The sequence below is a fragment of the Microbacterium sp. NPDC055442 genome (genome assembly GCF_053644215.1).
Genome location: NZ_JBSHLF010000006.1, coordinates 1 through 16,393, shown reverse-complemented (window position 1 = coordinate 16,393; position 16,393 = coordinate 1). Strand labels below are relative to the sequence as shown.

15 protein-coding genes are annotated in these 16,393 nt (G+C 68.7%); 7 read left to right on the top strand and 8 right to left on the bottom strand.

All coding sequences use genetic code 11. From position 1 onward, the window contains the following. The first annotated feature begins 157 nt into the window (after positions 1 to 157). The 3 genes from ACWIBS_RS13580 (at position 158) to ACWIBS_RS13570 (ending at position 2,773) form a co-directional block, all read left to right on the top strand. A complete protein-coding gene (locus ACWIBS_RS13580) occupies positions 158 to 535 on the top strand; it encodes an L-rhamnose mutarotase (protein ID WP_376127691.1) in 378 nt (125 codons plus the stop codon). After that, positions 532 to 1,698 (top strand): L-rhamnose isomerase, encoded by a 1,167-nt coding sequence (gene rhaI / locus ACWIBS_RS13575; RefSeq protein ID WP_376127689.1) that lies wholly within the window; start codon positions 532 to 534, stop codon positions 1,696 to 1,698. The genes ACWIBS_RS13580 and rhaI overlap by 4 nt, the downstream gene beginning before the upstream one ends. 73 nt (positions 1,699 to 1,771) lie before the next feature. Then, positions 1,772 to 2,773 carry a LacI family DNA-binding transcriptional regulator gene (locus tag ACWIBS_RS13570; RefSeq protein WP_376127687.1) on the top strand — a complete coding sequence of 334 codons (1,002 nt, stop codon included), beginning with the start codon at positions 1,772 to 1,774 and terminating at the stop codon, positions 2,771 to 2,773. Between the two features lie 57 nt (positions 2,774 to 2,830). Here ACWIBS_RS13570 and ACWIBS_RS13565 read toward each other — a convergent pair whose 3' ends face one another. Genes ACWIBS_RS13565 through ACWIBS_RS13540 form a run of 6 tightly spaced genes read right to left on the bottom strand, consistent with a single transcriptional unit; the run spans position 2,831 to position 9,681 of the window. Beyond that, positions 2,831 to 3,817, bottom strand: coding sequence for a sugar ABC transporter substrate-binding protein (locus ACWIBS_RS13565; protein ID WP_376127685.1), 987 nt, complete (start codon positions 3,815 to 3,817; stop codon positions 2,831 to 2,833). Continuing rightward, a complete protein-coding gene (locus tag ACWIBS_RS13560; RefSeq protein ID WP_376127683.1) occupies positions 3,814 to 4,878 on the bottom strand; it encodes an ABC transporter permease in 1,065 nt (354 codons plus the stop codon). Before ACWIBS_RS13560 ends, ACWIBS_RS13565 begins: the two co-directional genes overlap by 4 nt. Continuing rightward, positions 4,875 to 5,888, bottom strand: a complete 1,014-nt coding sequence (locus ACWIBS_RS13555) for an ABC transporter permease (protein WP_376127681.1) — start codon at positions 5,886 to 5,888, stop codon at positions 4,875 to 4,877. The genes ACWIBS_RS13560 and ACWIBS_RS13555 overlap by 4 nt, the downstream gene beginning before the upstream one ends. Continuing rightward, the gene (locus tag ACWIBS_RS13550) at positions 5,885 to 7,378 is read right to left on the bottom strand and encodes a sugar ABC transporter ATP-binding protein (protein WP_376127679.1); all 1,494 of its coding nucleotides are present in this window, start codon (positions 7,376 to 7,378) and stop codon (positions 5,885 to 5,887) included. The genes ACWIBS_RS13555 and ACWIBS_RS13550 overlap by 4 nt, the downstream gene beginning before the upstream one ends. Next, the gene (locus ACWIBS_RS13545) at positions 7,375 to 8,424 is read right to left on the bottom strand and encodes an aldose 1-epimerase family protein (RefSeq protein WP_376127678.1); all 1,050 of its coding nucleotides are present in this window, start codon (positions 8,422 to 8,424) and stop codon (positions 7,375 to 7,377) included. Before ACWIBS_RS13545 ends, ACWIBS_RS13550 begins: the two co-directional genes overlap by 4 nt. Next, positions 8,425 to 9,681, bottom strand: a complete 1,257-nt coding sequence (locus ACWIBS_RS13540) for a hypothetical protein (protein ID WP_376127676.1) — start codon at positions 9,679 to 9,681, stop codon at positions 8,425 to 8,427. 175 nt (positions 9,682 to 9,856) lie between these two features. Between ACWIBS_RS13540 and ACWIBS_RS13535 the strand changes: the two genes are divergently transcribed. From ACWIBS_RS13535 to ACWIBS_RS13525, 3 genes are all read left to right on the top strand, one after another. After that, positions 9,857 to 10,618 (top strand): DeoR/GlpR family DNA-binding transcription regulator, encoded by a 762-nt coding sequence (locus ACWIBS_RS13535; RefSeq protein WP_376127674.1) that lies wholly within the window; start codon positions 9,857 to 9,859, stop codon positions 10,616 to 10,618. Between the two features lie 74 nt (positions 10,619 to 10,692). After that, positions 10,693 to 12,729, top strand: coding sequence for a bifunctional aldolase/short-chain dehydrogenase (locus ACWIBS_RS13530; protein WP_376127672.1), 2,037 nt, complete (start codon positions 10,693 to 10,695; stop codon positions 12,727 to 12,729). A gap of 91 nt (positions 12,730 to 12,820) precedes the next feature. Next, on the top strand, positions 12,821 to 14,233 hold the full coding sequence (locus ACWIBS_RS13525; RefSeq protein ID WP_376127670.1) for a rhamnulokinase: 1,413 nt from the start codon (positions 12,821 to 12,823) through the stop codon (positions 14,231 to 14,233). On the opposite strand, the gene ACWIBS_RS13520 is transcribed toward ACWIBS_RS13525, so the two are convergent. Further along, positions 14,234 to 14,902, bottom strand: a complete 669-nt coding sequence (locus ACWIBS_RS13520) for a hypothetical protein (RefSeq protein ID WP_454137033.1) — start codon at positions 14,900 to 14,902, stop codon at positions 14,234 to 14,236. A gap of 487 nt (positions 14,903 to 15,389) precedes the next feature. On the opposite strand from ACWIBS_RS13520, the gene ACWIBS_RS13515 reads away from it, so the two are divergent. Continuing rightward, the gene (locus ACWIBS_RS13515; protein WP_376127666.1) at positions 15,390 to 15,518 is read left to right on the top strand and encodes a hypothetical protein; all 129 of its coding nucleotides are present in this window, start codon (positions 15,390 to 15,392) and stop codon (positions 15,516 to 15,518) included. Between the two features lie 29 nt (positions 15,519 to 15,547). Here ACWIBS_RS13515 and ACWIBS_RS13510 read toward each other — a convergent pair. Further along, positions 15,548 to 16,393, bottom strand: an 846-nt coding sequence (locus ACWIBS_RS13510; RefSeq protein ID WP_454137032.1) for a DUF222 domain-containing protein, incomplete at its 5' end; no start/stop codon positions are given.

Below are 16,393 nucleotides of genomic sequence, written 5' to 3'. Positions count from 1 at the left end.
CCTGCTCGACGCTGCGCTGCCGGGAGTTTATGGCACGCCAGGGACCATCCTCGCGCAGTGCACGACGCACGCGCACTCCGGGTTGCGCGCGTCGACTCCGAGGTCTAATCTTGAAACGATTCATGTCCTGTCATCCATCTCGGAAGGAGCCGGCTCGATGTCGAATGACCCCACCCCGCACCGTGTGTGCTTCGAACTGCGGATCCGGCCGGAGCTGATCGACGAGTACACGGCCCGCCACAGTCCGGTCTCCCCCGAGATGCTCGCCGAGATCGCCGCCGCCGGCCGCCGCAACTACTCCCTCTTCCTGGGCGAGCGCGGGCGACTCATCGGCTACTACGAGACCGATGACGACGCTGCCGCCCAGGCGTATCTCGCCGCATCGCCGATCGCCGCGGAATGGGAGGCCGAGATGGCCCGCTTCTTCGTCGACCTCGACGGTCGCCCCGACCAGGCGGCGACGACGCTCACCGAGATCTTCCACCTTCACGACCAGTTGGCTGCGGCCTCCGACAACGAAAGCTCCGCATCATGACGACGCTGTCCTCCGAGATCCTTTCGAACCTCGAACGGCAAGGCGTCGAGCTCCCCTCGTGGGCGTTCGGCAACTCCGGCACGCGCTTCAAGGTGTTCACGACCCCGGGAACCCCGCGCGACCCGTTCGAGAAGATCGCGGATGCTGCGCAGGTCAACCGCGTGACCGCTCTCGCCCCGGCGGTGGCGCTGCACATCCCGTGGGACAGGGTCGACGACTATGCCGCGCTGCGCCGCCATGCCGAAGATCTGGGCGTGGAACTCGGCACCGTCAACTCCAACACCTTCCAGGACGACGACTACAAGTTCGGCGCCCTGACCCACGAAGACGCCGCGGTCCGCCGCAAGGCGATCGATCACCATCTCGAATGCATCGACGTCATGGATGCCACGGGCTCGCGCGATCTGAAGATCTGGCTCGCAGAGGGCTCGAACTATCCCGGCCAGGCCGACCTGCGCGGGCGCCAGGACCGCCTGCAGGAGTCCCTCCAGGAGATCTACGCGCGCCTTTCCGGCGAGCAGCGTCTCGTGCTGGAGTACAAGTTCTTCGAGCCGGCGTTCTACCACACCGACGTTCCGGACTGGGGAACGTCGTACGCGCAGGTGGCGGCGCTCGGCGAGCGCGCGATGGTCTGCCTCGACACGGGCCACCACGCCCCGGGCACGAACATCGAGTTCATCGTGATGCAGCTCCTGCGCCTCGGAAAGCTCGGCTCGTTCGACTTCAACTCGCGGTTCTATGCCGACGACGACCTCATCGTCGGTGCCGCCGACCCGTTCCAGCTGTTCCGCATCCTCTTCGAGGTGATCCGCGGCGGCGCGCTCAACAACCCCGATGTGACCTTCATGCTCGACCAGTGCCACAACATCGAGCAGAAGATCCCCGGACAGATCCGCTCGGTGCTGAACGTGCAGGAGATGACCGCCCGGGCGCTCCTCGTCGACGGCGACGCCCTCCGCGACGCTCAGGTTTCGGGCGATGTGCTGGCCGCCAACGCGGTCTTCATGGATGCGTTCTACACCGACGTCCGGCCGGCACTCGCCGAGTGGCGCGAGACGCGCGGTCTTCCCGCCGACCCGATGGCCGCCTATGCGGCATCCGGCTATCAGGAACGGATCGAGGCCGAGCGCGTCGGCGGCGTGCAGGCCAGCTGGGGCGCCTGACCCCTACGGACCGGGCGGACGAGCGATACGATCGTTCAATGAACCTGTCCCACCGCGCCGCTCGGGCCCGCTGATGGCTACGATCCGCGATGTCGCGCGGCTTGCCGGAGTTTCCGCGGGGACGGTCAGCAACGTCCTGAATCGACCGTCGTACGTGCGCGCAGAGACGCGCGAGAAGGTCATCCGGGCGATCGACGAGCTCGACTTCGTGCCGGACCAGAGCTCGCGGCAGTTCCGCGCCGGCCGCACGCGCACGATCGGCATCGCCGTGGCCAACCTCGACAACCCGTTCTTCGTCGACGTCGCGCTCGGCGCCGAGCAGCTCAGCCGCGAACTCGGACTCGGCGTCGTGCTGTGCAACAGCGCCTACGACGCCGTGCGGGAGTCGCAGAATCTCGACCTGCTCGTGCAGCAGCGCGTGCAGGGCATCATCATCTCCCCCGTCGACGAGAACAGCTCCCGCCTGGAGATGCTGCGCGATCGCGGCGTGCCCATGGTCTTCGTCGACCGGGTCGGCGACGATCGCGACTGTTGGTCGGTCGTCGTCGACGACGGACACGGCGGACGCGCGGGGGCCCAGCATCTCATCGACCGTGGACACCGGCGCATCGCCTATCTCGGGCATCCGCATCGGTCGCCGAAGGTGCGGATGCGCTACGAGGGCGCGCGCGAGGTCATCGACCGGACGGCCGGCGACATCACGCTCGAACTCATCTCGACCGAGTCCTGGACGGTCGAGGAAGGACGCGCGGCCGGCGAGGCGCTGCTGGCACGGCAACCCGACAAGCGTCCCACGGCGGTCCTCTGCGCCAACGACGTGGTGGCCCTGGGCCTGCTCCAGCGGGTGACGCACGGCGGGCTGCGGGTGCCCGAGGATCTCGCGATCGTCGGCTACGACAACGTCGTGTGGTCCGAAGTGGGCGCCGTTCCCCTGACGACCGTCGCGCAGCCGCGCGCGCAGCTGGGTCGCACGGCCGTCGAGATGATCATGCACCTCATCGACAGCCCGCAGCGAAGCCCCCGAACCAACCACGTCGTTCTCGAGCCCGAGCTGGTCGTGCGCGAATCGACGTGAGGACGGCGAAGGGGCGGATGCCGCTCACGCGCGCATCCGCCCCTTCGTCTACCCGATTTAGAACGCGGGCTCGATGTCGTCCACGTTGTCGATCGTGACGACCGTCAGCGGGATCGGCAGACGTGCGTCGACCGTCTCGCCGTCGGCGACCTTGAGGATCGTCTCGAGGGCCAGCGCACCGTCTTCCACCGGCGACTGCAGGATCGTCGCGTAGAAGTGACCGGCCTTGATGGACGCGAACGCGTCCGCCTGGCCGTTGATGCCGACGATCACGGGGATCTCGGCAAGGTCACGGCCCGACTCGGTCCACGCGTCGATGAAGCCGCGGGCCATCGTGTCGTCGCTCGCGTAGACGCCGTCCATGTCGTCGCCGAAGCGCGTGATGAGGTCGCGGCTGGCCACGAGCGCCTTCTGCTGGTCGAAGTCGGCGTTCACCGACTGCAGGATCTCGATGCCCGATCCGAGCTCGTCGAGACGCTCGGTGAAGCCGTCGCTGCGACCGATGCTCGTGCCGTTGCCGGCCTGACCGGCGATGATGACGACGTTTCCTTCGCCGCCGAGCGCGTCGTTCATCGCGTCGGCCGACAGCACGCCCTCTTCGTAGACGTCGGGGCCGGTGAAGCTCGCGACGAGCTTGAGCGCCTCGTCATCCATCGGGGAGTTGATCAGCACGACCGGGATCTGTGCCGACTGCGCCTGGATGAGGCCCGGGATGTAGGCCTGCGGGTCGAGCGGCCACAGCACGATGCCGTCGGGGTTGCGCCCGATGCACGTCGAGAGCTGCTCGGTGCCGGTCTGGACGTCGAAGTCCTGGCTGAGCATCGTGACCTTGGCGCCTGCCTCATCGGCGGCGGCGAGGAACGCCTCGTTGGCGGGCGTGGCGTAGGCGTGCGACTCGGCTGCCGTGATGTAGCAGATCTCCTTGCCGGAGCCTGCGGCCTCGCCATCGGTCGAGCCGGAGTCGGTGTCTGCCGCGCCGGCGCATCCGGCGAGCAGCATCGCCGCTGACAGCACGGCTCCGCCGAACAGGAACTTCTTCTTCATGCGATCGTCCTTTCGATCTCTTGTGTGGTGTCTTTCTGTGCGCCCGGCCCCCGTCGTCGGAGGCGTCGCGCGAGTGCCGACAGGGAGAGGTCGACACCCTGCTTCGCGAAGGTGAAGCGGTCGAGCAGGATCAGAAGCAGCAGGATGCAGCCGGTCACGATGTCCTGCACGTAGGCGGGTACGCTCTGGTACTCCATCGCCGTCGTCAGAGCCGCGAGGGTCAGCAGACCGCCCAGGGTTCCCAGCGCCGAGCCGACGCCGCCCTCGAGCCGCGTGCCACCGATCACGACGGCCGCGATCGCGGTCAGCACGATCGTGTCGCCGAAGACGGGTGAGCCGGTGTTCGAGGCGATGCTGAACGTGACGCCCGCGACGCCGGCCATCGTGCCGCTGAAGACGAACGCGCCGAACAGGTAGGCATTGGAGCGCACGCCGCTCGCCGTCGCGCTGGCGGCGTTGCTGCCGACGGCGAACAGGTTGCGTCCGCCGACGCTGCGCGTCAGCCAGAAGTGCAGCAGGAGGATGAGCGCGAGGAACAGCAGCACACGCACGGACACCGTCCCCGCGACCGGCTGGGTGAGCGGAATGCCGAAGAACGGGTCCGTGCCGCTGACGGGCCGGGAATCGGTGATGAGGTGGCACACGGCGCGGAAGAACACCATCGTCGCGAGGGTCGCCACGAGCGAGTTGATCTTGAGCACGACCACGAGGACGCCGTTGATGGCTCCTGCCGCCATGGCGACCGCGATGCCCACGAGAGCCGCCGGGATCTGGCCGAGTGCAGGCTGCAATCCGATGGCCGCGATACCCGACAGTGCGAGGATCGCACCGCCCGAGAGGTCGAGTTGGCCGGCGATCAGCACGACGGTCAGACCGATCGCGAGCAGCCCCATCGTGGCGACGCGATCGACGCCGAGGCTGAGCGTGCGCCCTTCGAAGAACCCCGGCACGAACGAAGCCGACAGCACGAGGGTCGCGACGAGGATGACGATGACGCGGTAGCGCACGAGGCTCAGGAACACGACACTGTCGGTGATCCGATTCGACGAGGTGCGGATCATGATCGGCCTCCCTTCCGACGGAGGTACACATCGAGCGAGACGGCGGCCACGATGAGCGCGCCCTTGGCGATGCCCTGCACTGCGGTGGGCACGCCCTGCAGCACGAGGATGTTGTTGAGCAGCGCGACGAAGAGCAGTCCGCCGATCGCGCGCGGGATGCTGCCGGATCCGCCCAGGAGGCTGACACCGCCCACGACGACGGCCGTGATCGCGTCGAACTCGTAGCCGATCCCGATGCCGGGGCGTGCGGTCTGCAGCGTCACTCCGAGCAGCACGCCGGCCATGCCCGCGAGCCCCGCCGTCAGCACGAAGGCAGCGCCCCGAGTGAAGAAGAGCGGCACGGCACTCGCCCGCGTGGCATCCGGGTTTCCACCGGCCGCGTACACCCAGCGCCCCAGCACGGTGCGCGAGAGCACGAGGTGCCCGATGATCGCGACCACGAGGAACACCAGCACGATGACGGGGATCCCGAAGATGCGCCCGTTGAGGAAGGCCTGCGCTTCGGGGTCGCTGCCGTAGACGATGACGCCGCCGACGCTCCACTGCGCGATGCCGAGCACGATCGTGCCGACGGCGAGCGTCGTGATGACCGGGTTGATGCCGGCGTAGCCGATCAGGAGGCCGTTGACGACTCCGGCGGCGAGGGCGGCGAGGATCGCGACGAGAGCTGCCGGGATCGTGCCCATGATCGGCTGCAGGCCGAGCACGAGGATCGCTCCGACGGCGACGGTGGCCGGCACCGAGAGGTCGGCGAGGCCTCGCGTGATGAAGACGAAGGTCATCCCGACGACGATGACGCCGAGGATCGAGATGTTGATGAGGACGTTGGTCAGGTTGCCGATGCTCAGGAACCGGTCCGACAGCACCGACCCCACGATGAGCAGCAGCACGATGCCGACGGGCATGCCGATCCAGGGACCGATGCGCGAGAGCGCGCTGCCCTTCGTCAGGCGGTCGCCCGATCGGGTCGTTTCGGTCTGCGCCCGCGTGGGCGCGTTCGATGAGGTCATTGCGTTACCTCTCCGGTCGCGGCGTGCATGACAGATCGCTCGTCGGCGTCGGCGCGGTCGAACTCCGCCGATACGCGGCCTTCGTGCAGGACGTAGATGCGATCGCTGACGGCGAGCACCTCGGGAAGCTCCGACGAGATGAGCAGGATGGCCACGCCCTGGGCGGCGAGCTCGCCGATGATCGTGTGGATGTCGGCCTTGGCACCGACGTCGACTCCGCGCGTCGGTTCGTCCAGCAGCAGCACGTCGGGCTGCGTCGCGAGCCACTTCGCGATGACGACCTTCTGCTGGTTGCCGCCGCTGAGGGTGCTCACGGCGCGCTCGATGACCGGCGGGGAGACCCCCAGGGCGTCGACCTCTTTCCGCGCGAGGGCGCGCTCGCGCCGCGACGAGATCCAGCTGGCCGAGCTCACCTTGGCAAGCACGGGCAGCGCGATGTTGTCCTTGATGGATGCCTCGGGGATGATGCCGTCGCGCTTGCGATCCTCGGGCACGTAGGCGATGCCGGCGTTGACCGCTTTGCGCGGACTGCGGACGCGCGCGTCGGAGCCGTTGACACGGACCGTGCCGGCGTCGGCGGTGTCCAGGCCGAAGACGGCGCGGGCGACCTCGGTCCGACCGGCGCCGACGAGGCCCGCGAGACCGACGATCTCGCCCGCGCGGACCGTGAGCGAGACGTCTTCGAAGGCGCCCGAGCGGCTGAGTCCCTCGAGCTCGAGCACGACGTCTCCGATCGGCACGTCGCGCTTGGGGAAGACATCGGTCAGGTCGCGCCCGACCATGAGGGTGATCATCTCGGTGGCGGTCAGCCCCGACGCGGGCCGCGTCTCGATCTGACGGCCGTCGCGCAGCACCGTGACCTGGTCTGCCAAGTCCAGCACTTCGCGCAGGCGGTGGCTGATGTAGATGATGGCGATGCCATCGGCACGCATCGTGCGGATGACACGGAAGAGCGCCTGCGCCTCGTGCTCGCTCAGCGACGACGTCGGTTCGTCGAGCACCATGATCTGAGGGCGAGCGGCGTACGCCTTGGCGATCTCGACCAGCTGCTGCTGACTCACCGTCAACGACCCGAGACGAGCCCGCGGGTCGATCCGCGCATCGAGCGCGTCGAGCACGGCACGGGCGGACTCGAGCAGCGCGCGACGACGCACGATGCCGAATCTCGACGGCGTGGCCCCCAGGGCGATGTTCTCGGCCACGGACAGGTCGGGCACCAGATTGAGTTCTTGGTAGACCATGCCGATGCCGCGTCGCCGGGCATCCAGCTGACCGGAGATCCGCACGCGTTCGCCCGACAGGGCGACCGAGCCGGCGTCGGGCTGGTAGACCCCGGCGAGGATCTTCATCAGGGTGGATTTTCCTGCGCCGTTCTCACCGACGATCGCGTGGACTTCGCCGGGTTCGACGACGAGATCGACATCGGACAGCGCCTTGACGCCGGGGAACGACTTCGAGATCCCCCGCATCTCCAGTGCGGGCACACTCATGCCGACTCCTTCCTCTTCGCGCCGCGCGCGCGGCTGGGTCCGGCGTCGATCTCGATGGCGTACGACACCGACTCGCCCGGCTGCAGCTCGGGCAGGACGCCTTCGCTGCGGGCCGTGGCGCGGCCCCTGCTCCAATCGACGTTCACGGGTTCGAGCCCGAGCACGTAGTGACCTTCGCCGAGCATCTTCCACTGGTGAAGGCCCGGCAGCGTCTTCGTGTCGAACCTGATCGCCAGACGCACGTCGCGTTCCGGGTTGTCCACCGAGACCTCGGCGAAACCCTGATCGCGGAAGTCGTGGCGGAACACCTGCTCGGCATAGCCCCGCGTGGGCGCTGAGAGCTCGTGCCAGCTCGCGACTCCGGCTTCTGCGGTCGCGTCTCGCGGGGTGACGGCTGCGGACGGGATCCGCAGCACGGCATCCTCCGAAAGCAGCGGCCAGCCAAGATTGCAATGGTAGAGCACCATGTGACCGGCCGGACGCGAGTCCTCGTTCGTCACGGTGTCGTCGATCCGGATGACGGAGCCCCCCAGGTGCGCTTGGATGCGGCGGCGGAGGACGAGGTTCTCCCCGAACACCGAGGCCTGCCGCACCTCTCCCTCGATGACGATCCCGTCGTCGCCGACCTGCGCACGCGTGAGGGTCGCCGGTGTCGAGCTGATCCGGCCGTGCATGGGGTAGTCCACGCCGTCCTCGCTCGTCGGCGGCCCGAACGAGTCCAGGCCGCACGTCGTCAGCAGGCCGCCGCCGAACGCGCGGAGCCAGTCCATGCCCACGTCGTGGGTGTGGGCGGGCGCGCCGATGCCGACCGGCGACATCCAACTCAGCGGAGTCCCTCGGAAGGTGACCTGGCCGAGGTCCATCGCCCGGTCAGGATGCACCTCGAAGGACAGTCCGCCGCCGGTGTCGACGCGGATGCGGCGAGCGCCGCGCGCCGGACCCTGCGTCTCGGTGAACTCGTCGATCCGAGCGATCTGAGCGAGTGAGCCGATCCGCCGTCGCGCCTCGCCGAGGTCGACGCCGAACAGCTCTGCCGTGCCGGTCATCTACAGTCCCAGTTCCCCGCGCTCGGCGCTCAGCTGGGCGCTGCCGGGACCGAAGTGCTTGAGGATGACGAGATCCTCGGTCGAAGATTCGTTGACGACTGTGACACCGGCCGAGGCCGCGGATGCCGTCACGAAGAACTCGTCGGATGAGAACTGGCCGTACCGGATCGAGCTGATCGCGGCGAGGGGCTGGCCGTTGATCGTGCCGCGGCCGCCGACGGCCACGAGGCCGTACGCGTCGGTCTCACCGACCGTCACGGCGCCACCGGGGCGGACCGTCAGCTCCTTCGCGCTGAACGCGGGCGAGCGATACGTGATCCACTTCTCGACGTAGTCGGGCGTCGCGGCGCGGACGCTCGCGACGGTCTCGACGGGCGGAGTGAAACGGTGGCTCCAGAACTCCGGGTCGACGTTGCGCTCCCAGTCGACGAGCTCGACGATGAAGTCCAGGTCGCCGACGCGATCGTCGGGTACGTCCTTCCAGAGCAGTTCGTCGCCGACCTCGCGGTTGTTGGACCAGGACTCGGTCATGGCGAAGACGTCGCACGCCGCCTGCGGCTCGTACGTGCACATGCTGGCGGGAGCGTGCAGGATGCCGGCGGGCACGTCCCATCCCGTGCCGGGGGTGATGCGGTACGCCTTCGACAGGTCGGTGATGCGGTTGTCGCCGCCGCGCAGGAAGCCGGCGAGCTTCTCGCGCAGCTGATCCTTCGTGACCTCGGGGTGCAGGCCGAAGAAGGTGTACGGGAACTGACCGCCGTGGTTGTTCATCTGCGTCGGGAAGTAATAGGCCTCGGGCTTGCCGGGCTTGCCCACGAGGGCCGCGTGCTCGTCGCGGTGGTGGATGTGGAAGGGCAGCGGGAACTCGTTGTCGAAGAACTTGGAGTACATCGGCCACAGGCCGTGCGAATCCCACAGCCCGCCAATCGCGTCGCCACGGAAGTGCGCGATGAACTCGTCGAACGGGATGACGTTGCCGTCGGGGTCGCGCACGAGGCTGAGACCCTCGAACGGGTCGGTGCGCGGACCGTTCTCAGCGCGGATGGCGCTCGCGAGCCAACGCTCGTCGATTCCGCCGCGGTCCTTGCCGAGCGGGAAGTAGTCGTCGGGGTGGAGGCGGATGCGGCGACCCGGCGTGCAGAACGAGCGGGGCACCCAAGCGGGGGCCAGTGACAGAACGCCGCCCGAGGCATCCATCGCGCGCTCGATGGCGGTTTCTGTGCTCGTGACGTTCTCGTAGGGCCCGGCGTTCGCCATTTCTCACTCCTTCGTGACGTCATATCTCGACGTCGATGTCCATCCGGCTCACTTGGGTTCAATGAACCTTTTGTGATTCAGTGAATCTAACAAAGGGTCCTCGAGAGCGCAACAAGATCGCGAATCGGCCTTGCGCGAGTTGTGCAGGGGCGGCCGATGCAGCAATGTCGTCGTCATGTCGACCACGAGTTCCCTGGACAGCGAGCGCCGGCGACAGGCCCTCGCGCGCCTCGTCGAAGAGCACGGGTCGGTCAGTCTCGCCGATGCGGCATCCGCGTTCGAGGTCTCGCAGATGACGGTCCGTCGCGACCTGCTCGAGCTCGAGGCGGCAGGCCTCGTGCGCCGCGTGCGCGGCGGCGCGATTCCCACTCCGGGACCGCAGCGCTTCGGCGTGCGAAGCAATCTGCAGCGTGACGCCAAGACGGTCATCGCGCGGAAGGCGGCTGGGCTCGTTCCGCGCGGCGGCGCGATCGCGATGGATGCGTCGACGACGGTCGGCGCGCTGATCGCGAGCCTCTCGGGCGACGACGGCGTGACGGTCGTGACCAACTCGTGGGAGAACTTCTCCGCCGCGCGCCGCGCCGGTTTCATGAACAGCCTGCTCACCGGCGGGGAGGCCGAGGCCTCGACGGACAGCTTCGTCGGCCCGCTCGCGTGTCGCGCGGCGGCGTCGATGAGCTACTCGACGCTCTTCACGAGTGCGAGCGGGGTGCAGTCCGACCTCGGATCGATGGACGTCTCACTCTCCGAGGCGCAAGTGAAGCAGGAGTTCGCCCGCAGCGCCGAGCGCATCGTGCTCCTGCTGGATTCCTCCAAGCTCGGCGAGCGCGACGTCGCCCGCAGCTTCGAGTGGGAGCAGATCGACCTGCTCGTGACCGAGCTCGATCCGACCGATGCGCGCCTGCGCGCCTACCGCGACGTCGTCGACGTGCGCTGACACCGTTGCACATGTGATCATTTCTTGAGATACTTCACACGAACGAACATCGTCCACGTACAGAGAGTTCCGTGATGACCGATTCCACCCCCGCTCAGCTGATCGCCCGCAGCAACCGTCTCGGCGCCGATCCCCAGAACACCAACTACGCGGGCGGCAACACGTCGGCCAAGGGCACCGCGACCGATCCCGTCACGGGTGAGCCGGTCGAGCTGCTGTGGGTGAAGGGATCCGGCGGCGACCTCGGCACGCTGAAGGAGCAGGGCCTCGCGGTGCTGCGGCTCGACCGTTTCCGGTCGCTCGTAGACGTGTATCCCGGCGTCGACCGCGAGGACGAGATGGTCGCGGCGTTCGACTACTGCCTGCACGGCAAGGGCGGTGCCGCCCCCTCGATCGACACGGCGATGCACGGCCTCGTCGATGCGGCGCACGTCGACCACCTGCATCCCGACTCGGGCATCGCGATCGCGACCGCCGCCGACGGCGAGGAGCTCACGGCGACCATCTTCGGCGACAAGGTCGTGTGGGTGCCGTGGCGCCGCCCCGGTTTCCAGCTGGGCCTGGACATCGCCGAGATCAAGGCGAAGAACCCGCAGGCGATCGGCACGATCCTCGGCGGCCACGGCATCACGGCGTGGGGCGACACGTCGGACGAAGCCGAGCAGAACTCGCTCTGGATCATCGAGACCGCGCAGCGCTACATCGACGAGCACGGCAAGGACGCCCCCTTCGGCGCACCCCGGGCCGGCTTCGCGGCCCTCTCCGAGGCCGAGCGCCACGCGAAGGCCGCCGCGCTGGCACCCACGATCCGTGGTCTCGCCTCAACCGACAAGCCGATGGTCGGCCACTTCACCGACTCCGACGTCGTGCTCGACTTCCTCGAGTCGGCGCGTGCCCCCGAGCTCGCCGAGCTGGGCACGAGCTGCCCCGACCACTTCCTGCGCACCAAGGTCAAGCCCATGCTGCTCGACCTTCCCGCGGACGCGTCGGTCGAGGATTCCATCGCGCGCCTCAAGGAGCTGCACGAGCAGTACCGCAAGGACTACCAGGCCTACTACGACGCCCATGCGTCGGCAGACTCCCCCGCGATCCGTGGTGCGGACCCGCTCATCGTGCTCGTGCCGGGTGTCGGCATGTTCTCGTACGGCGCGAACAAGCAGACGGCGCGCGTCGCGGGCGAGTTCTACGTCAACGCGATCAACGTCATGCGCGGCGCCGAGTCGCTGTCGACGTACGCTCCCATCTCGGATGCCGAGAAGTTCCGCATCGAGTACTGGGCTCTCGAAGAGGCCAAGCTGCAGCGCCTGCCCAAGCCCAAGACGCACCAGGGCCGTATCGCGTTCGTCACGGGTGCGGCATCCGGAATCGGCAAGGCGATCGCCACCCGCCTCGCCGCCGAGGGCGCGTGCGTCGTCGTCGCCGACCTCGACCTCGAGAAGGCGCAGGCCGTGGCCGCCGAGCTCGGCAACACCGATGTCGCGATCGGCGTCGCGGCGAACGTCGCCGACGCCGACGGCGTGCAGGCGGCGATCGACGCGACCGTGCTGGCGTTCGGCGGCATCGACCTCGTCGTCAACAATGCCGGCCTGTCGCTGTCGAAGCCGCTGCTGGAGACCACCGAGAAGGACTGGGACCTGCAGCACGACGTCATGGCGAAGGGCTCGTTCCTCGTCTCGAAGGCCGCCGCGAAGGCGCTCATCGACCAGGGCATGGGCGGCGACGTCATCTACATCTCGTCGAAGAACTCCGTCTTCGCCGGCCCCAACAACATCGCCTACTCCGCGACGAAGGCCGATCAGGCCCACCAGGTGCGCCTGCTCGCGGTCGAGCTCGGTGAGCACGGTGTGCGCGTCAACGGGATCAACCCCGACGGCGTCGTGCGCGGCTCGGGCATCTTCGCCAGCGGCTGGGGCGCCAACCGCGCCGCGACCTACGGCGTCGACGAGCAGGACCTCGGCCAGTTCTACGCCAACCGCACGATCCTCAAGCGCGAGGTCGTGCCCGACAACGTCGCCGACGCCGTGTACGTCCTGACCGGTCCCGAGCTCTCACGCACGACGGGCCTGCACATCCCGGTCGACTCCGGCGTCGCTGCGGCGTTCCTGCGATGAGCAGCGGAGTCCCGGTGCACGAGGTCGTCGACGGGTCGGCGAACGATCACGGACGACGCTTCGACGAGCTCAGCGACCGTTGGGAGACCTCGTGAGCGCCGGCGCTGTCGCGGCGGTCGATCTCGGGGCGACGAGCGGCCGGGTCGTGGTCGGTCGTGTCGGCAGCGACACGCTCGAGCTCACCCAGGTCGCACGGTTCCCGAACGACCCGGTGCAGACGTCCGACGGGCTGCACTGGAACATCCTCGGTCTGTACGGCAGCGCCCTGGGCGGACTGAGCGAGGCGTTCCGTCGGGATTCCGGCATCCGCAGCATCGGCGTGGACTCCTGGGCCGTCGACTACGCGCTCCTGCGCGACGGACGTCTGCTGGGCGAGCCGTTCCACTACCGCGACGGGCGTACCGGACGCGGTGTGGCGACGGTTCACGAGCGGATGCCGCACGCCGATCTCTTCGCCCGCAACGGCCTGCAGTTCCTGCCGTTCAACACGCTCTATCAGTTCGCGGCCGAGTCACGGGACGTGCTCGAGTTCGCCGACACGGCGCTGCTCGTGCCCGATCTCATCGGGTACTGGCTCACCGGCGTCGCCCGCGCCGAACTGACGAACGCCTCGACGACGGGGCTGTTGCACGACCAGCGGTGGGACGACCGGCTGCGTGCGGCAGCCGGCGTGCCGCGCGGCATCCTGCCCCCGCTCATCGCGCCCGGCGAGCACCTCGGCGCGCTCACGACCGCCGTCGCGGCGGCGGTGGGGGCACCCGAAGGCGTGCCCGTGACCGCCGTCGGCTCGCATGACACGGCCTCGGCCGTCGTCGCGGTGCCGATGCAGGCGGATGCCGCGGCCTACATCTCGTGCGGCACGTGGGGCCTCGTCGGCGTCGAGGTGGAACGGCCCGTGCTGTCGACAGAGGCGCTCGCGGCGAACTTCACGAACGAGGGTGGCGTCGACGGACGCGTGCGTCTGCTGCACAACGTCATGGGCCTGTGGGTTCTGAGCGAGACGGTGCGCACGTGGGAGCGCTCGGGCGAGCGCATCGATCTTCCGTCGCTGCTCGACGCGGCCGAAGAGGTCTCGGGCAACGTGCCCGTCTTCGACGTCAACGATCCGCGCTTCATGCCGCCCGGTGACATGCCTGCGCGGATCGACGCATGGTTCGACGAGCACGGCCTCACTCCTCCGCGCTCGCGCGCGGAGTACGCGCGGTCGATCGTCGAGTCGCTCGCGCAGGCGTTCGCCGACGCGTCGCGTGAGGCGGGTCGCATCGGCGGCGTCGACGTGCGCACGATCCACATCGTCGGGGGCGGCGCGCTCAACGAACTGCTGTGCCAGCGCACGGCCGATCGGGCGGGTCTGCCGGTGCTCGCGGGGCCCGTCGAGGCGACAGCGCTCGGCAACGTCCTCGTGCAGGCGCGTGCCGTCGGGCTCGTCTCGGGCTCGCTCGAGGCGCTGCGCGACCTCGTGGCGCGCACGCACGCGCCGCGTCGGTACGAGCCGACGCGCTGACTACTGCCCGGGATACGCCGGGTAGGGCGCTGTCCGCGTGATCGAGTTGCCGCCGGCGACGGCGGTCGCCGTCATGGTGGCCTCCCCAGCCGGGACCGCGGCGAGGCGCGAGTTCACGCTGACCGAGACGGAGGCGCCGGGCGCGACGCCGCGGAAGGTCTTGCCCCCGTATGCCGTCGTGACGACGACGTCGGCGGGCACGGCGAGCGGGTTCGTCGCCGTCACCGACAGGTGCACGCGGCCGGCGAGCGTGCGCGGCACGACCTCGATGGGGTAGCCGCCGTACGGCACGGTCGTCGTCTCGGTGGTGGTTCCACTCGTCGCGGTGATCGTGGCGACCCCGGACGGAATGGTCGCCAGGCGCGTGTTGACCGACGTCGCCACGGTCCGGCCGGGTGCCACAGCAGTGAAGGTCTGGCCGCCGTAGACGGTCGAGATGGCGATGTCGACGGGCGCCGATGAGTTATTCGTGGCCGAGATCGACAGGAACACGCTGCCCGCGAGGATCCGCGGTGTCAGCTCGACGCTCACGAGGTCCTGCGCGGCGATCTGGGCCACGACCACGTGAGATGGAGCCGCCGTCGCCGCGGCCGTGCCGGTGAGCAGCAGCGCGCAGCTCGCGGCGCCGATCGCCCCCACCATCATCGTCCGGCGCCATCGTGAAATCATCGACATCGTCTCTCCTTTGAGCGTTCGACAAGCGCTGCTTCGGTGCATCCCCAGAAGCACCCTCGGTCTCCTGCAGCTGGAGCCGAGTCAGGCAAAGCTATTGGCCGTCGCCGCCCGCTGTCAACGCCCAACGCCGACGGAAAGACAGAAACGGGTGCCGAGATCGCGGGTTCACGCGCGTGGCAGGCGGGATCGAACGCTGAAGTCGGCCGCTTGCGCTCGCCGAAGCGCTGTGACGAATTTGTCTGAGGCGCCCCTGGAAGAGCGGGGTCGAGCAGCGTGACCCGCGCGCACCGGACCGGAATGTGGCGAGGACTGGGGCAGGGACGGGACGGGACGGGATGCGGACGAGCTCGCGCACGAGAGGCCGGGGAAGACCCAAGACGAGGACGTCGGCGAAGACGCGAACGAAAACGAGGACGGTCACGCGGAGGCCGAGGAAGGCCAAAGAAGGACGCCGACGAAGACGCGAACGAAAGCTGAGGACGTGCACGAGGATGCCGACAACGGCGAACACGAGCACGAGGACACCGCCACCGCCACCGCCACCGTCACCGTCACCGTCACCGTCACCGAGGGTTATCGAGGGTTATCGAGCGCGCCGCGCCGGTCCTGATCGGCGCAGTTCCGCCCAGCGGGCACGGTTCAGCTGTTCGTCGATAGCCTGTCGAGGAGTCTTGTGGGTGAGGATGTGACGGGTCGCCATTTCAGGTGGGGGTCCCACCAGGCGGGTCCGCGGATTTCGGGGACGCCGCGTCTCATCCGGATGTGCCATCCGCTGGTGTCGAGGGTGCGGTGGTGCCACCAGCACAGGGGCACCCCGTTGCTGGTGTGTGTGGGCCCGCCCTGGGCGTGCTCGACGACATGGTGCAGTTCGCACCATTCGAAGGGGACGTGGCATCCGGGGATGACGCAGCCCCCGTCGCGGAGCCCGATCGCGCGGCGTTGGCGGCGGTTGAACACGCGTTCCTGGGTGTGGATCGACACGATCCGGTCGTTGACGCCGAGCACGACCCGCTGCACCGCCCCGGAACACGCGATGTGCCGGGCGACGGACAGGGATACCGGGTCGTTCAGGCCGCTGAGGAACGCGGCACCCCGCCCGGTGGCGAGGTCCTTTTCCCGCACGGACACCACGAGCGTGGGGGCGGCACCACCCAGGGTGGGAAGGGCGGCGGATTCGGCGGCGGCGGTCAGCATGATCGCCAACGCGTCGTGCTGCTTCTGCGTGCGGGTGCGGTCATCGGCGGTGCCCGGCAACGGTTCGTCACGATCATCCTCGTCGTGGCCGTCGAACCGTGGCCCGGTGACCGGCACCCCGTTCACTTTCGGGTTCAGCAGGGCATCGAACCCGCGCTGCAACTGCGCGGCCACCTCGGGGAGCAGGTTCCCCCGCACCGGGACGAGCCCGTCACGGCTGACCCCGAGGGTCAGCCCGCGTTTGCGCATCGCCCGCGCCTGGCCGGGTTCGGTACCGTCTTGATCCAGGAA

Excerpts from the sequence above, each read along its gene's own strand:
- ACWIBS_RS13580 (WP_376127691.1), top strand. The coding sequence starts at position 158 with ATGTCGAATGACCCCACCCCGCACCGTGTGTGCTTCGAACTGCGGATC.
- rhaI (WP_376127689.1), top strand. The coding sequence starts at position 532 with ATGACGACGCTGTCCTCCGAGATCCTTTCGAACCTCGAACGGCAAGGC.
- ACWIBS_RS13570 (WP_376127687.1), top strand. The coding sequence starts at position 1,772 with ATGGCTACGATCCGCGATGTCGCGCGGCTTGCCGGAGTTTCCGCGGGG.
- ACWIBS_RS13565 (WP_376127685.1), bottom strand. The coding sequence starts at position 3,817 with ATGAAGAAGAAGTTCCTGTTCGGCGGAGCCGTGCTGTCAGCGGCGATG.
- ACWIBS_RS13560 (WP_376127683.1), bottom strand. The coding sequence starts at position 4,878 with ATGATCCGCACCTCGTCGAATCGGATCACCGACAGTGTCGTGTTCCTG.
- ACWIBS_RS13555 (WP_376127681.1), bottom strand. The coding sequence starts at position 5,888 with ATGACCTCATCGAACGCGCCCACGCGGGCGCAGACCGAAACGACCCGA.
- ACWIBS_RS13550 (WP_376127679.1), bottom strand. The coding sequence starts at position 7,378 with ATGAGTGTGCCCGCACTGGAGATGCGGGGGATCTCGAAGTCGTTCCCC.
- ACWIBS_RS13545 (WP_376127678.1), bottom strand. The coding sequence starts at position 8,424 with ATGACCGGCACGGCAGAGCTGTTCGGCGTCGACCTCGGCGAGGCGCGA.
- ACWIBS_RS13540 (WP_376127676.1), bottom strand. The coding sequence starts at position 9,681 with ATGGCGAACGCCGGGCCCTACGAGAACGTCACGAGCACAGAAACCGCC.
- ACWIBS_RS13535 (WP_376127674.1), top strand. The coding sequence starts at position 9,857 with ATGTCGACCACGAGTTCCCTGGACAGCGAGCGCCGGCGACAGGCCCTC.
- ACWIBS_RS13530 (WP_376127672.1), top strand. The coding sequence starts at position 10,693 with ATGACCGATTCCACCCCCGCTCAGCTGATCGCCCGCAGCAACCGTCTC.
- ACWIBS_RS13520 (WP_454137033.1), bottom strand. The coding sequence starts at position 14,902 with ATGATTTCACGATGGCGCCGGACGATGATGGTGGGGGCGATCGGCGCC.